At 74.1% G+C, this 13350-nt stretch carries 14 protein-coding genes and 1 pseudogene; 7 read left to right on the top strand and 8 right to left on the bottom strand.

Translation table 11 applies throughout. From position 1 onward, the window contains the following. Positions 1-153: 153 nt before the first annotated feature. Together ACZ4VF_RS15560 and ACZ4VF_RS15565 are read right to left on the bottom strand one after the other, a co-directional pair. Entirely contained in the window at positions 154-894 is a 741-nt protein-coding gene (locus ACZ4VF_RS15560) for a DUF2625 family protein (protein WP_467926316.1), read from the bottom strand. A gap of 34 nt (positions 895-928) precedes the next feature. Then, positions 929-1429 (bottom strand): hypothetical protein, encoded by a 501-nt coding sequence (locus ACZ4VF_RS15565; protein WP_467926317.1) that lies wholly within the window; start codon positions 1427-1429, stop codon positions 929-931. 124 nt (positions 1430-1553) lie between these two features. Between ACZ4VF_RS15565 and ACZ4VF_RS15570 the strand changes: the two genes are divergently transcribed. Beyond that, positions 1554-1913 carry a DUF779 domain-containing protein gene (locus tag ACZ4VF_RS15570; protein ID WP_467926318.1) on the top strand — a complete coding sequence of 120 codons (360 nt, stop codon included), beginning with the start codon at positions 1554-1556 and terminating at the stop codon, positions 1911-1913. Positions 1914-2035: 122 nt separating this feature from the next. Next, positions 2036-3226, top strand: a complete 1191-nt coding sequence (locus tag ACZ4VF_RS15575) for a phosphodiester glycosidase family protein (protein WP_467926320.1) — start codon at positions 2036-2038, stop codon at positions 3224-3226. Positions 3227-3239: 13 nt separating this feature from the next. Here the strand turns inward: ACZ4VF_RS15575 and ACZ4VF_RS15580 are convergent, their stop codons facing one another. From ACZ4VF_RS15580 to ACZ4VF_RS15605, 6 genes are all read right to left on the bottom strand, one after another. Then, entirely contained in the window at positions 3240-3434 is a 195-nt protein-coding gene (locus ACZ4VF_RS15580; protein ID WP_467926321.1) for a hypothetical protein, read from the bottom strand. 102 nt (positions 3435-3536) lie between these two features. Continuing rightward, positions 3537-4442 (bottom strand): phosphatidylinositol-specific phospholipase C/glycerophosphodiester phosphodiesterase family protein, encoded by a 906-nt coding sequence (locus ACZ4VF_RS15585; RefSeq protein WP_467926322.1) that lies wholly within the window; start codon positions 4440-4442, stop codon positions 3537-3539. 115 nt (positions 4443-4557) lie between these two features. Next, positions 4558-5631 (bottom strand): acyl-CoA dehydrogenase family protein, encoded by a 1074-nt coding sequence (locus tag ACZ4VF_RS15590; RefSeq protein ID WP_467926324.1) that lies wholly within the window; start codon positions 5629-5631, stop codon positions 4558-4560. After that, positions 5628-6809 carry an acyl-CoA dehydrogenase family protein gene (locus ACZ4VF_RS15595; RefSeq protein ID WP_467926325.1) on the bottom strand — a complete coding sequence of 394 codons (1182 nt, stop codon included), beginning with the start codon at positions 6807-6809 and terminating at the stop codon, positions 5628-5630. Before ACZ4VF_RS15595 ends, ACZ4VF_RS15590 begins: the two co-directional genes overlap by 4 nt. Beyond that, positions 6806-7771, bottom strand: coding sequence for an NADPH:quinone oxidoreductase family protein (locus ACZ4VF_RS15600; protein ID WP_467926326.1), 966 nt, complete (start codon positions 7769-7771; stop codon positions 6806-6808). Before ACZ4VF_RS15600 ends, ACZ4VF_RS15595 begins: the two co-directional genes overlap by 4 nt. A gap of 86 nt (positions 7772-7857) precedes the next feature. Beyond that, a complete protein-coding gene (locus tag ACZ4VF_RS15605) occupies positions 7858-8430 on the bottom strand; it encodes a helix-turn-helix domain-containing protein (RefSeq protein WP_467926328.1) in 573 nt (190 codons plus the stop codon). Positions 8431-8495: 65 nt separating this feature from the next. On the opposite strand from ACZ4VF_RS15605, the pseudogene ACZ4VF_RS15610 reads away from it, so the two are divergent. The 5 genes and pseudogenes from ACZ4VF_RS15610 to ACZ4VF_RS15630 all read left to right on the top strand — a co-directional run bounded on the left by ACZ4VF_RS15610 (position 8496) and on the right by ACZ4VF_RS15630 (position 13250). Further along, positions 8496-9425 (top strand): annotated as a pseudogene (locus ACZ4VF_RS15610) (NAD(P)/FAD-dependent oxidoreductase). A gap of 89 nt (positions 9426-9514) precedes the next feature. Then, the gene (locus tag ACZ4VF_RS15615; RefSeq protein ID WP_467926329.1) at positions 9515-11053 is read left to right on the top strand and encodes an ATP-dependent DNA ligase; all 1539 of its coding nucleotides are present in this window, start codon (positions 9515-9517) and stop codon (positions 11051-11053) included. Beyond that, positions 11050-11523, top strand: coding sequence for an NUDIX hydrolase (locus ACZ4VF_RS15620; RefSeq protein WP_467926331.1), 474 nt, complete (start codon positions 11050-11052; stop codon positions 11521-11523). Before ACZ4VF_RS15615 ends, ACZ4VF_RS15620 begins: the two co-directional genes overlap by 4 nt. An 81-nt stretch (positions 11524-11604) precedes the next feature. Beyond that, positions 11605-12990 (top strand): NADP-dependent succinic semialdehyde dehydrogenase, encoded by a 1386-nt coding sequence (locus tag ACZ4VF_RS15625; protein ID WP_467926332.1) that lies wholly within the window; start codon positions 11605-11607, stop codon positions 12988-12990. 26 nt (positions 12991-13016) lie between these two features. Continuing rightward, positions 13017-13250, top strand: a complete 234-nt coding sequence (locus ACZ4VF_RS15630; RefSeq protein ID WP_356148676.1) for a DUF6213 family protein — start codon at positions 13017-13019, stop codon at positions 13248-13250. Positions 13251-13350 lie beyond the last annotated feature (100 nt).

Below are 13350 nucleotides of genomic sequence, written 5' to 3' on the forward strand. Positions count from 1 at the left end.
GGGGCCGGCGCCCACGGCGGATCCTCGGCCAGGTCCGTGAGGCCGTCACGGTGGGCCTGCCGCGATGCGCCGGCACGGACTCCGCGCCCGCGGCGACCGGCTGACGGCGAGCCCGTGCCGGCCTGTCACCGGCGGCCGGCCCCTGCGGGCCGGTCAGCCCTCGCCGAGGGGCCCGAGGGACCCGAGGAACCCGGGCTCCGCCGGGCCGAGCTGTCGGGCGAAGTCGGCGGACACGCCCACCACTTCCCGCAGCGGGACGGCCCGTCTGCTGGTGGCGGCGAGATCCTCGTGGGCCTCCTCGGACCACAGGAACGGGACGACGCTGATGCCCTGGGACAGGTGCAGGGCCGCCGTCTCCGCACGCCAGCCCGGCCAGCGCAGGCCCGCGTAGAACCGCTCCGTCCCGCCGGACAGCAGCCAGTCGATCCATGCCGAGTGGCCGATGTCCAGCGCCTCCCAGGCCAGGGTGTCGGGCGCGAAGTAGGTGAGCTGCCCGGGAGCGCCGGGGCGGCCGCTGCCCGCGGGGTCGGAGCCGTTGAGGCAGAACACTCCGCCGAGCACGTCATGGCCGACGACGAGCCCGGCCGCCGGGTGCCAGGGGGCGTCGGACGCGTCGGGGAAGCCGTTGACCCGCCCGAGGCTCGGCAGTCCGACGGCCGAGGAGCCGGCGCCGTACACCCGCAGCCAGCCGTCGTCCAGGACGAGGCCGCCGCAGTGCAGGGTGAGCGCGCCGAGCACCGACCGCGTGGTGACCTGGAGCCGGAGCAGGCAGCGGCGCCCCTCGTCGGGGTCGGCGGGCAGCACCCGGACGGGTACGGCGGCGGCCGTGAACGCCTGCTGCAGGTGGGGCCAGGCGGGATCGTCCACCTGGGTCAGCTCGTCGAACTCTCGCATCCCCCGATGATCGCAGCAGGCTCCGGCCCCGGGATCAGCCGGCCCGGCGCGGTGTGCGGTCCGTGCGGCGCTCGCGGTCCGGGCGCCGGGGCCGCTGCACCGTGTCCAGCTCCCCCACCGCCGCCCGGACATGGGCCGGTTCCCCCGGGGCGCCTCCGCCGGCGCACCTCCACACCGCGCGCCCGGCCTCCTCCGCCACGTGCATCCCGAGCCCGTGCAGGGTGCAGACCGGCCACACCTGCCACAGGCACTCCAGGACCGTGTCCTGGGCGGCCTCGGCGACGGCCGGCAGCGCTTCGGCGGCCGAGCGGGCCGGCTCCAGGGAGTTGCCGTGCGCGTCGCCGTTCGCCAGCGCGACGTAGACCTGTTCGGGTTCGTCGCCCTCGGCCGGGTAGGCGAGGAGGCGCAGCGGGCTCTGCCCGGGCAGGGCGGCCGCCAGGTCCCGGCCGACCACGGCCAGCGCCTCCTCCCACAGGGGGTACTCACCGGCGGGGACGAAGTACGGCTCGGGCGGGAACGGGAAGGCGTGGTTCACGCCTCCATTGTCCCCGCCCTCGGACCCGGGAGCGTGCCCGGCCGGGCAGGGAGGCGTTCTGGACGGGTTCGTGACCATCCGTGAGACTGGAGCGGACCGACCCCCGGCTGTCCAGGACGGTGCCATGGAAGAGGAGATCCCGCGCGTCGAGCTCACCCCCGAGGCCGCCGAACTGGTGTGCCGACTGCGTAGCGAGCACGGGCCGCTGATGTTCCACCAGTCCGGCGGCTGCTGCGACGGCAGCGCCCCGATGTGCTACCCGGACGGCGAGTTCCGCACCGGCGGCTCGGACGTGCTGCTGGCGGAGCTGACGGTGGCGGGTGTGCCGGAGCCCGTCACGTTCTGGATGTCGCGCAGCCAGTACCAGGCGTGGAGCCACACCCGGCTGATCGTGGACGTCGTTCCGGGACGTGGCAGCGGTTTCTCACTGGAAGCACCCGAGGGGGTGCGTTTTCTCACCCGTTCTCGCGTCGTCGACGCCTAGTCGGCCCCCTCGCCGCCCGATTCTGGTCCACTGCCCCTGCGAACAGGACGGTTGACGAGACATCAGGGGGCACGGTGACCAGACGTCGCAGGCGTTCGGCAGCGGGCAGAGCGGTTCTCACGGTGGCCACGGCGTTCGGTGTGCTGACCGGGACGGCCCTGGCGGGTGCGGCACCGGCCGGTGCCGCACCCGCGGGCAGGCGGCTCGCGCCGGGCGTCACCTACCGGCACTTCGACCTCACGGCGGCGGCGGGGAAGACCCGCGCCCACCTGGTCACGGTGGACCTTTCCGACTCGCACGTCAGCGTCGACCTGCTGTACCCGGACGCGGTGGCGGCCCGGGCGACGGTCTCCCGGATGGCGGACTCGGCGGGGGCGGTCGCCGGGGTGAACGGGGACTTCTTCGACATCAGCGAGACGCAGCATCCGGGCGTGCAGGCCACCGGCGCCTCCGTCGGGCCGGCCGTGGCGGACGGGCAGGTGCTCAAGGCGGCGGTGCCGAAGGGCCAGCGGTTCGGTCCCGCCCTGCCCCCGGGCACCAGCACCCGGGACGTGCTGGGTGTGGGCACCGACCGGCGGGCCCGTCTGGACCGCCTCACCCTCTCCGGTTCGGTGGGCACACCGGACGGGAAGCTGCCGCTGAAGGGCCTCAACCAGTACGCCCTCCCGGTGGACTCCGTCGGCGCCTTCACCGCCCGCTGGGGCAGCGCCTCCCGGGTCCGGGCCGTGTGCGGCACCGACACCCAGCGGTCGGCGCCGTGCAGCAGCGACACCTACGAGGTGAAGGTGCGCGGCGGCCGGGTGGTCTCCGCCTCCGACGCCCCCGGCAGCGGCACGATCCCGGCGGACACGACGGTACTGCTGGGCCGGGAGGAGGGCGCGCGGAAGCTGCGCAAGCTGTCGGTCGGCGACCGGGTGGACGTCACGCACTCCCTGGTGGCGGCCGCGTCGGGGGTGCCGTACTCGTTCGCGATCGGCGGCTTCCCGATCCTGCGCGACGGCAGCGTGCTGTCCGGCCTGGACGGCAGGACGTCGGCGGTGCGCACGGTCGTCGGCTTCAAGGACGGCGGCCGGCGGCTGCTGCTCCTGGCGCTGGACGGTTCCGCCGCCTACCGCACCGGACTGACCGTCGCGGAGGAGGCGGAGACCATGCGGTCGTTGGGGGCCACCGACGCCTTCAACCTCGACGGCGGCGGCTCGACGGAGCTGGTCACCCGTGGCACCGGCGACTCCGCCGTGACGGTGCGCAACCACCCGAGCGGCGGCGCCGAACGCCCGGTGCCCAACGGCATCGGCGTCTTCTCCGCCGAGTGACGCACCCGGTGCCTCAGGGCCGCAGGCTGCTGACCAGCTCGGCTGTCGCGGTCAGCCCGCTGTGGATGGTGGGCGCCACGCTGGTGCAGGCCAGGTAGAAGCCCAGCAGCAGGCAGACCAGGGCATGGGAGATCTTCAGCGAGCAGTTCCGAATGAAGATCACGGCCAGGGTCAGAAGCAGCAGCACCACAGAGATGGAAACGACCATCGGAACCCTCCTCCGCCACGCCCCGTGTGCGGCGTTCGGCCGCAAGTGTGGCGTAGAGGGGGGTTCGTCCGGGCTGCTGACATGTCCTCCGATCGTGTGGTCTTACGCGGAGGGGTGGGCGTCGAGGAAGGCCTCCAGGCCGGCGAGGTCGTCGGTGTTGAGGTGGTCGACCCCCGCGGCGAGCAGTTCGCTCCACAGCGCGTCCCGGGCCGGGCCGGCGGTGTCGGGGGTGGCCCAGAACCGGACGCGCCGTCCACGCGCGTGGGCGGCGGCGGTGATGCCGCGCAGCCGCTGCCGTTCGGCGTCCGGGAAGGTGCCCGTGCCGGTCCAGCCGAAGTTCTGCGTCCAGTTGTCGCTGATCAGCGGGATGAGGGAGGCCGGGGCGGGGCCGCCGAGGTCGCCGAGCCGGCCGTCGTGGAAGGCGCGGCGTTCGGACTGCGCCTCCATCGGGGCGCGGGCCGCCCGGTCGCCGGAGACGACGACGGTGACCGGACCGGGGTGCACACGGCCGTGCGCGTACCGGGTGAACAGGTGGGGGTGGCGGCGCAGGTGGCGGTCGAGCGCGCGGTACGTCGAGGAGCCCTCGGTCTTGATGTCGACGAGGAGTTGCAGCGGCCGGCGCGCGCCTCGGTAGACCGAGCCGTGCTGGGCCCTGACGCGGGCGGCGAGGGGTTCCAGATAGAGGGATGCGAGGGTCCGGGACGGGTCGAGGCCGGACGCCTCGTGGCCGACGAGGAGTTGGTCGCCGACGAGGAAGACGTCGGCTTCCACGCTGCCGAAGCGGTGGTCGAGGGCGTCGTGGAGGGGCCGCGGGTGCGCGTAGTCGTTGTGGGCGTGGGCGTGCCACAGCGGACGCGGACGGCGCGTCCGCTCCCCGGCCGACGCGCCCCGCGCGGGCAGGGCGAGGCTGCCGACGAGGGCGGCGCCGAGGCCGGTGAGGGCGCTGCGACGGGTGATGGGGGTGCTGCGGGGCGTGGCGGGTGCGTTGCGGCCGGTGGTGAGGGGCATGCACTGCCTCCCTGGGAGATGCCGGACGGGGCCGAGGGAAGTATGCGTGCGGCACACCACCGATCGGCCCCGTCCGGCGGGGAGTTGTCCCTCTGTTCACCTGTGGACGCGGGAGTCAGGGTCCCTGGAGGTCGACCAGCGCGGCCAGCGCCTCACGGTGGGCACCCGCCGTGCCGTGGGCGATCGAGTCCGCCTTGGCCCGCTTCAGATACAGGTGGACCGGGTGTTCCCAGGTCATGCCGATCCCGCCGTGGAGCTGGAGCGCCTCCTCGGTGACGTGGACGGCCACGGGCGCCGCGTACGCCTGCGCGACGGCGACCGAGACCTCCGTGTCCTCGCCGGTGGTGAGCGCGTCGGCCGCGGCGCGGGCGGCGGCCCGGAGGTTGACCACCTCCAGCCAGAGCTGGGCGAGCCGGTGCTTGAGTGCCTGGAAGCCGCCGACCGGCCGGTTGAACTGCTTGCGCTCCTTCAGGTACCGGACCGTCTCCGTCAACGCCCATTCGGCCACGCCCAGTTGCTCGGAGGCGAGCAGCCCGGCGGCGGTGCGCAGGGCCCGGCGTACGGCGGGCTCGGCGTCGCCGACCCGGCGGCCCGCGGCCCCCTCCAGCCGTACGGTCGCCAACGGGCGGGTCAGGTCCAGGGAGACCTGCGGGGTGACGGTCACGGCGTCGGCGGTGACGGCGTACAGGCCGCCGTCGTCGGCCGGGACGAGCAGCACGTCGGCGACGGCCGCGTCCGCGATGCCGGTCAGCTCGCCGTGCAGGCGGCCGTCGTCCACGCGCACGGCCTTGGCGCCGGCGCCCGGGGCCGTGTGCAGGGCGACCGCGAGCGCGCCGATGGTGCGCCCGGAGGCCAGTCGGCCCAGCAGCTCCCGCTCGTCGCAGGCGAGCAGGGCCTCGGTGGCCACGACCGCGCTGGTCAGGTACGGCACGGGAGCGACCGCCCGCCCCAGTTCCTCCAGGACGACGGCGGCCTCGCGGTGGGTCGCGCCCTGGCCGCCCTGCTCCTCGGGCACCAGCAGCCCGGCCAGGCCCATGCCCTCGGCGAGCAGCTTCCACAGGGCGAGGTCGTGCGGGGTGTCGGACTCGCCGCGGGCGATCACGTCGGCCGCCGCGCAGTGGTCCGTGAGCAGGTCGCGGACGGCGGCCCGCAGCGCCTCTTCCTCCTCGGAGTACAGCAGATCCGTCATCGGGCGAGGTCCTTCCAGGCGACGTCCTTGTCGGTGCGCGGCTCGGCGGGCAGGCCCAGGACGCGCTCGGCGACGATGTTCAGCAGGACCTCGCTGGTCCCGCCCTCGATGCTGTTGCCCTTGGAGCGCAGATACCGGTATCCGGCGTCGCGTCCGGTGAAGTCGACCAGCTCGGGGCGGCGCATGGTCCAGTCTTCGTACAACAGGCCCTCCTCACCGAGGAGTTCGACCTCCAGGCCGCTGATCTCCTGGTTGAGGCGGGCGAAGCCGAGCTTCATGCCGGCACCCTCGGGACCGGGCTGGCCGAGGGCGAGCTGCTGGCGCAGGCGTTCGCCGGTGAGGCGGGCGACCTCGGCCTCGACCCACAGCTTCAGCAGCCGCTGGTGCAGCTCGTGGGTGCGCAGCTCGGGGCGTTCGCGCCAGGTCGCGGCGACCGGGCCGATCATGCCGCCCTCGCGGGGCAGGGCCATGCCTCCGATGGCGACGCGTTCGTTGTTCAGCGTGGTCTGCGCGACCCGCCAGCCGTCGCCGACCTCGCCGAGCCGGCGGTCGTCGGGGATGCGGACGTCGGTGAGGAAGACCTCGTTGAACTCCGCCTCGCCGGTGATCTGGCGCAGCGGCCGGACCTCGACGCCGGGGTCGGTCATGTCGCAGACGAAGTAGGTGATGCCCTGGTGCTTGGGCACGTCCGGGTCGGTGCGGGCGATGAGGATCGCCCAGCGGGCGAGGTGGGCGCTGGAGGTCCACACCTTCTGCCCGTTGACGGTCCAGCCGTCCCCGTCCCGTACCGCCCGGGTGCCGAGCGCGGCCAGGTCGGATCCGGCGCCGGGTTCGCTGAACAGCTGGCACCAGACCTCCTCCCCGGTCCACAGCGGCCGCAGATAGCGCCGCTTCTGCTCCTCGGTGCCGTACTTCAGGATCGTCGGCGCGGCCATGCCGAGACCGATGCCGATGCGCCGGGGGTCGTTGTCGGGGGCACCGGCGGCCTCCAGCTCGGCGTCCACCACGGCCTGGAGCGAGCGCGGGGCGCCGAGGCCGCCGAGGCCCTCCGGGTAGTGCACCCAGGCGAGGCCCGCGTCGAAGCGGGCGCGGAGGAAGTCCAGGCGGCCGGTGCTCGCGGGCGGGGCCTGCGCGAGCAGCTCGCGGGTGCGGCGGCGCAGTTCGTCGGCGTCGGTCATGCTGCCTCCTCCGTGAGTACGGCGATCCGGCCGGTGGACAGGCCGTCCGCCACCTTCTGCACGGCGTCCGCGGCTCCCTTCAGCGGGACGCGCTCGCTCACCAGCGGCTTGACGGCGCCCCGGGCGGCCAGTTCGGTGAGCTGCTCGTGACAGTGCCGGACGAGCCCGGGGTTCTTGGTGTTGTACAGGCCCCAGTGCAGGCCGAGGATCGAGTAGTTCTTCACCAGGGCGTGGTTGAGGGCCGGGCTGGGGATGGTGCCGCCGGCGAAGCCGACGACGACGATCCGGCCCTCGAAGGCGACCACCTTGGCGGACTGGGTGTAGGCGTCACCGCCGACGGGGTCGTAGACGACGTCGGCTCCGCGTCCGCCGGTGGCCTCCTTCACGGCGGCGACGACGTCCTCGGCGCGCCGGTCGATGACCACGTCGCAGCCCAGCTCCCGGGCGACGGCGGCCTTCCGCGCGCCGCCGACGACGCCGATGACCGTGGCGCCGGCCGCCTTGCCGAGCTGGACGGCGGCGCTGCCGACGCCTCCGGCCGCGGCGTGCACGAGCAGGGTCTCCCCCGCTTCCAGGCGGGCCCGGCGGTGCAGGCCGAACCAGCCCGTCTGGTAGCCGATGTGCAGGGCGGCGGCCTCGGCGTCGTCCAGGGCCTGGGGCGCGGGCAGCAGGGCCCGGGCGTCGGCGAGGGCGTACTCGGCGAAGCCGCCGTGGGGCAGCGCGGGGTTGGCGATCACCCGGCGGCCGTCCTCGGTCTCGCCGCAGATCTCCACGCCGGGGGTGAAGGGCAGCGGGGGCCGGATCTGGTACTGGCCCCGGCACAGCAGCGCGTCCGGGAAGTTGACGTTGGCGGCGCGCACCCTGAGCAGGACCTGGCCGTCTCCGGGCGTGGGCCGCTCGACGTCGCGGAGCCGCATCACCTCGCTCGGCTCGCCGTTCTCGTGCACTTGCCATGCCTGCATGCGGTGCCTCCACGCGACTGCTTCGCCGGACCGGGGTCCCTCGCATACTAAGCGGTCGCTTGTCGATCGGGGAACAGTCGCGTGGGTCACGTGCGGGCGGGCCGCGCCCGTACGTGCATCCGCTCGCCCTGCGGACCGAACAGGCTGAGGAACTCCACCGGCCCCTCCCCCGTCGACCCGAACCAGTGCGGCACCCGCGTGTCGAACTCGGCCGCCTCGCCCGCCGCCAGCACGACGTCGTGCTGCCCGAGCACGAGCCGCAACCGCCCGGAGAGGACGTACAGCCACTCGTACCCCTCGTGCGTCCGCGGATCGGGCTCCATGGTCCGTCGCGGCTCGATCACCTTGTAGGCCTGGAGCCCGCCCGGCTGGCGGGTCAGCGGGTACATGGTGCGCCCCTGCCGCTCGATCGGCTTGGCCCGCACCCGCGGGTCGCCGACCGGCGGCGCCCCGACCAGTTCGTCCAGCGGCACCCGGTGGGCCTGGGCGATCGGCAGCAGCAGTTCCAGGCTGGGCCTGCGCAGGCCGGACTCCAGCCGGGACAGGGTGCTCACGGAGATGCCGGTGGCCTCGGACAGCGCGGCCAGGGTGACCTCCCGGTCCTTGCGGATGCGGCGCAGTCTCGGACCCACGTCCGCCAGTACGTCGTCTGTGCTCATGGCTCCTATTGCAGGAACGGCAAATACGTTTGTCAATCCCGCAGCAGAGGGGCGACCGTCGCCTCATGGCCGAGGACACCGGGCACGAAGTTGTCGTCGCCGCCGGCCTGTCCGCCACGCTGGTCCTGGGCGGGGCGGGGCGCGGCGCCGCACCCTGGTCGTCGACGCGGGCGAGCCGCGCAACGCGCCGGCCGCACACGCAGGGAGGGGCATCTCTCCCGGGACGGCATGTGCCCGGCCGAGTTCCCGGCCGTCGGACGGGAGGAGATCGCCCGGTACGGGGTGGAACCGGTCCGGGACCGGGTGGTGGACGCCACCGGGGACGGGGCGGGGATCTCACGTCGTGCTCGCGGGCGGTCGGACCGTGCGGGCCCGGCAGCTGGTGGTCGCCACCGGGCTGAAGGACGAGCCGTCGCCGGCCCGGGGCTCGCCGAGCGGTTCGGCCGGGACGTGCCGCACTGCCCGTACTGCCACGGCCGGGAGTCCCGCGACCTGCCGGCCGGCGTCCTCGCCGCCTCCGCGTTCAGCGTGCACCAGGCCCTGGTGGTCACCCGGTGGTCGAAGGACGTACGCCTGTTCCTGCACGAGGTGAGCGAGTGAAGCTGACGGTCCGGGACCTGCGCCGGCCGGCCGCCGCCGGAGTCACGGCCGTCCCCGGCGAGGTGACGGGGCTCGTGGTCACCGCCGACCGGCCCACCGGGGTGCGGCCGGCCGGCGGCAGGGTCCACGCCCGCGAGGTCCCGTACGCGCCCCGCGCGCCGTCCCCCCGCGACGACCCGCTGGTCCGGCTGGGCGTGGGGGCGCGCGCGACACCCCGTTCGGCAGCTACCCGGTGACCGACGAACGGGCCGACGAGCGTGCCGGGCCTGTGGGCGGCGGGCAACGTGAGCGGTTTCGCGGAACAGGTGGCCGACGCGGCCGGCCGGGGTCACCGGGCGGGCGCGGCGATCAACGGGGAGCTGCCGATGGCCGACCTCGGCCGAAGCGCCCCCTGAAGGGCTCGGGGACCGTGTGCGGCCGGCCACGGCGCACCCGGACGCGAGGAGCCGGGCATCCGGCGGAGGACTGATGCACTATGGGCTGCATGCTGCTGACCCGGCTGGCCCAGGTGTCCCGGGAGGTCGCCGCGACAGCGGCCCGGTCCCGGAAGACCGCGCTGCTCGCGGAGTTGTTCCGGGACGCGGAGCCGGACGACGTGCCGATCGTCATCCCCTATCTGGCCGGACGGCTGCCGCAGGGCCGGCTCGGCGTCGGCTGGAAGGTGCTGGGCCGCCGGGTGCCGCCGGCCGGCGAGCCCTCCCTGACCGTGCGGGAGGTCGACGCCCGGCTCACCGAGCTGGGCAAGGTGTCCGGACCCGGTTCCCAGACGGAGCGGGCCCGGATCGTCGGCGAGCTGATGGGCGCGGCGACCGAGGAGGAGCAGCGGTTCCTGCTCGGCCTGCTCACCGGCGAGGTCCGGCAGGGCGCCCTGGACGCGGTCGCGGTGGAGGGCCTCGCCCGGGCGACCGGCGCGGACCCGGCGGACGTACGGCGGGCCGTGATGCTCGCGGGCTCGCTGCAGACGGTGGCCGGGGCCCTGCTGGGCGAGGGACCCGCGGCGCTGGAGCGGTTCCGGCTCACCGTGGGCCGGCCGGTGCTGCCGATGCTGGCGCACAGCGCCTCCTCGGTCGCGGATGCGGTGGAGAAGCTGGGCGCCTGCGCGGTGGAGGAGAAGCTGGACGGCATCCGGGTCCAGGTGCACCGGGACGGCGACACCGTGCGGGTGCACACCCGCACGCTGGACGACATCACCGACCGGCTGCCCGAAGTGACCGCGGCCGCGCGGGACTTGCGGGGCGATCGGTTCATCCTGGACGGGGAGGTGATCTCCTTCGACGCGACGGGCCGGCCCCGCTCCTTCCAGGAGACGGCGGGCCGGGTGGGCTCCCGGACCGATGTGGTGAAGGCGGCCGGGGAGGTCCCGGTCTCCCCCGTCTTCTTCGACGCCCTCTCCGTCGACGGCCGCGACCTGCTCGACCTGCCGTTCGCCGAGCGGCACGCGGAACTGGCCCGGCTGGTGCCCGAGCCGATGCGGGTCAGGCGCACGGTGGCCTCGGGCCCGGCGGACATCGGGGAGGCGGAGCGGTTCCTCGCCGAGACCCTGGTCCGGGGCCACGAGGGCGTGGTGGTCAAGGCGCTGGACGCGCCCTACAGCGCGGGCCGGCGCGGCGCCTCCTGGCTGAAGGTCAAGCCCGTGCACACCCTCGACCTCGTGGTGCTGGCCGCCGAGTGGGGTCACGGCCGCCGCACCGGCAAGCTGTCCAACCTCCACCTCGGCGCCCGCACCCCGGACGGCGGCTTCGCGATGCTCGGCAAGACCTTCAAGGGCATGACCGACGCGATGCTCGCCTGGCAGACCGAGCGGCTCCAGGAGCTGGCGGTCGAGGACGACGGCTGGGTGGTCCGGGTCCGCCCCGAGCTCGTCGTGGAGATCGCCTACGACGGACTCCAGCGCTCCACCCGCTACCCGGCCGGTGTCACCCTCCGCTTCGCCCGCGTGGTCCGCTACCGCGAGGACAAGCGCCCGGAGGAGGCCGATACCGTGGAGGCCCTGCTGGCAGCCCACCCGGAGGTCACGCCGTGACGGTGCGGACGACGAAGCGCAGTGCGGGACTGCTGTTGTTCCGGCACACCGCTCAGGGACTGGAGGTATTGCTCGGCCACATGGGCGGCCCGCTCTGGGCGAAGAAGGACGCGGGCGCCTGGACCGTGCCGAAGGGCGAGTACGACCCGGCCGAGCCCGCCTGGGAGGCGGCCCGGCGGGAGTTCCGGGAGGAGCTGGGGCTGGCGCCGCCCGACGGGGAGGCCGTACCGCTGGGCGAGGTCGTGCAGCGCAACGGCAAGATCGTCACGGCCTGGGCGGTGGCGGCGGACCTCGACCCGGAGACGATCACCCCGGGGACGTTCACCATGGAGTGGCCGCCGCGCTCCGGCCGGACGCGGGAGTTCCCGGAGCTGGACCGGGTGGCGTGGTTCGGTCTGGACCGGGCCCGTGCGGTGATCGTCACGGCCCAGGCGGCGTTTCTCGACCGGCTGGCGGAGCACTCGGGCTGAAACACCCGAGCGCCTGTCGCGTTGCGTCCTGCCGGGCCGCGCGCGAAGGTCGAGACAAGCCCGCTCCCAGGGAGGCCAGCCATGCCCATCGCGACGGTGAACCCGGCGAACGGCGAGACACTCAAGACGTACGAGCCGATGGACGAGGACGAGCTGGAACGCCGGCTCGAACTCGCCGAGGCCACCTTCCGCACGTACCGGACGACCTCCTTCGCCGACCGCGCCCGGCTGCTGGCCAAGGCCGCCGACCTGCTGGACGAGGACCGGCAGGAGATCGGCCGGATCATGACCACCGAGATGGGCAAGCCGGTCACGCAGGCCCGCGCGGAGGCCGCGAAGTGCGCCAAGGCGATGCGCTGGTACGCGGAGCGCGCCGAGGGGCTGCTGGCCGACGAGGAGCCGGCCGAGTCCGACGTGAGCGACTCCGGCGCCTCCCGGGTCAGGGTCCGCTACCGGCCGCTCGGCCCGGTGCTCGCCGTGATGCCGTGGAACTTCCCCCTGTGGCAGGTGGTCCGGTTCGCCGCACCGGCGCTGATGGCGGGCAACGTGGGTCTGCTCAAGCACGCCTCCAACGTCCCGCAGACCGCGCTGTACCTGGAGGACCTGTTCCACCGGGCGGGCTTCCCGGAGGGCTGCTTCCAGACGCTGCTGATCGGCTCGGGCGCGGTGGACGACGTCCTGCGCGACGAACGCGTGAAGGCGGCCACCCTGACCGGCAGCGAGCCCGCGGGCCGGGCGGTCGCCTCCACCGCCGGGCAGATGGTCAAGAAGACGGTGCTGGAGCTGGGCGGCAGCGATCCCTACGTCGTGATGCCCTCCGCCGACGTGGACCGGGCGGCCGAGGTCGCGGTGACCGCGCGGGTGCAGAACAACGGGCAGTCCTGCATCGCCGCCAAGCGCTTCATCGTGCACACCGACGTCTACGACGCCTTCGCCGAGAAGTTCGTCGCGGGCATGCGGGCCCTCAGGATCGGCGACCCGCTGGCGGAGGACACCGAGATCGGGCCGCTCGCCAGCGAGCAGGGGCGCGACGACCTGGAGGAGCTGGTGGACGACGCCCGGCGGAGCGGTGCCCAGGTGCTCTGCGGCGGACAGCGGCCGGACGGGCCGGGCTGGTACTACCCGCCGACCGTCCTCGCCGGCATCACCCGCGAGATGCGCATCCACCGCGAGGAGGCGTTCGGACCGGTCGCCACGCTGTACCGGGCGGACGACCTGGACGAGGCGGTGCTGATCGCCAACGACACGCCCTTCGGACTGAGTTCGAACGTGTGGACGCGGGACGAGAACGAGGTGGAGCGGTTCGCGCGGGACCTGGAGGCCGGCGCCGTGTACGTCAACGGGATGACCGCCTCCCACCCGGCGTTCCCGTTCGGCGGGGTGAAGCGGTCGGGGTACGGGCGTGAGCTGTCCGGGCACGGAATCCGGGAGTTCTGCAACATCACCACGGTTTGGCAGGGTGCGTGAGCGCCACGCGGCTACCATCCCGTTTTGTGAACCGCGAAGTGACCCTGCCTCTGATCGTCGACGACCGCGGTGTGCTGCAGGTCTCCGCGGCCGACGTGAGTAAGTTGTTGCGGACCGTGGGCGCGCGGTGGCTGCATCTCGTCGAGGCCGGGGAGCAGAGACTGGACGAGGACACGGTCGCGGCGCTGACGATCGAGCTGGCGAAGCTGGCCGACCGGATCGACGTGGCGTGCATCGCGCACAGCAGTGGGGCGCCGTAACGGCCGGCACCGCGTTTTCCCTCGTCCGGGGGCATGAATCGCCCTGTGAGCCTGACGTCGGGGTCCCCGGTTCGGAGTAACCCAGCGCGAGATCGTCGTC

The sequence above is a fragment of the Streptomyces sp. NPDC029151 genome (genome assembly GCF_055564315.1).

What these genes read in the sequence shown, in the direction of transcription:
- ACZ4VF_RS15580 (WP_467926321.1), bottom strand. Translation starts at nt 3,434, where the DNA reads ATGGTCGTTTCCATCTCTGTGGTGCTGCTGCTTCTGACCCTGGCCGTG.
- ACZ4VF_RS15600 (WP_467926326.1), bottom strand. Translation starts at nt 7,771, where the DNA reads ATGCAGGCATGGCAAGTGCACGAGAACGGCGAGCCGAGCGAGGTGATG.
- ACZ4VF_RS15625 (WP_467926332.1), top strand. Translation starts at nt 11,605, where the DNA reads ATGCCCATCGCGACGGTGAACCCGGCGAACGGCGAGACACTCAAGACG.
- ACZ4VF_RS15605 (WP_467926328.1), bottom strand. Translation starts at nt 8,430, where the DNA reads ATGAGCACAGACGACGTACTGGCGGACGTGGGTCCGAGACTGCGCCGC.
- ACZ4VF_RS15560 (WP_467926316.1), bottom strand. Translation starts at nt 894, where the DNA reads ATGCGAGAGTTCGACGAGCTGACCCAGGTGGACGATCCCGCCTGGCCC.
- ACZ4VF_RS15590 (WP_467926324.1), bottom strand. Translation starts at nt 5,631, where the DNA reads ATGACGGATCTGCTGTACTCCGAGGAGGAAGAGGCGCTGCGGGCCGCC.
- ACZ4VF_RS15570 (WP_467926318.1), top strand. Translation starts at nt 1,554, where the DNA reads ATGGAAGAGGAGATCCCGCGCGTCGAGCTCACCCCCGAGGCCGCCGAA.
- ACZ4VF_RS15615 (WP_467926329.1), top strand. Translation starts at nt 9,515, where the DNA reads ATGCTGCTGACCCGGCTGGCCCAGGTGTCCCGGGAGGTCGCCGCGACA.
- ACZ4VF_RS15585 (WP_467926322.1), bottom strand. Translation starts at nt 4,442, where the DNA reads ATGCCCCTCACCACCGGCCGCAACGCACCCGCCACGCCCCGCAGCACC.
- ACZ4VF_RS15595 (WP_467926325.1), bottom strand. Translation starts at nt 6,809, where the DNA reads ATGACCGACGCCGACGAACTGCGCCGCCGCACCCGCGAGCTGCTCGCG.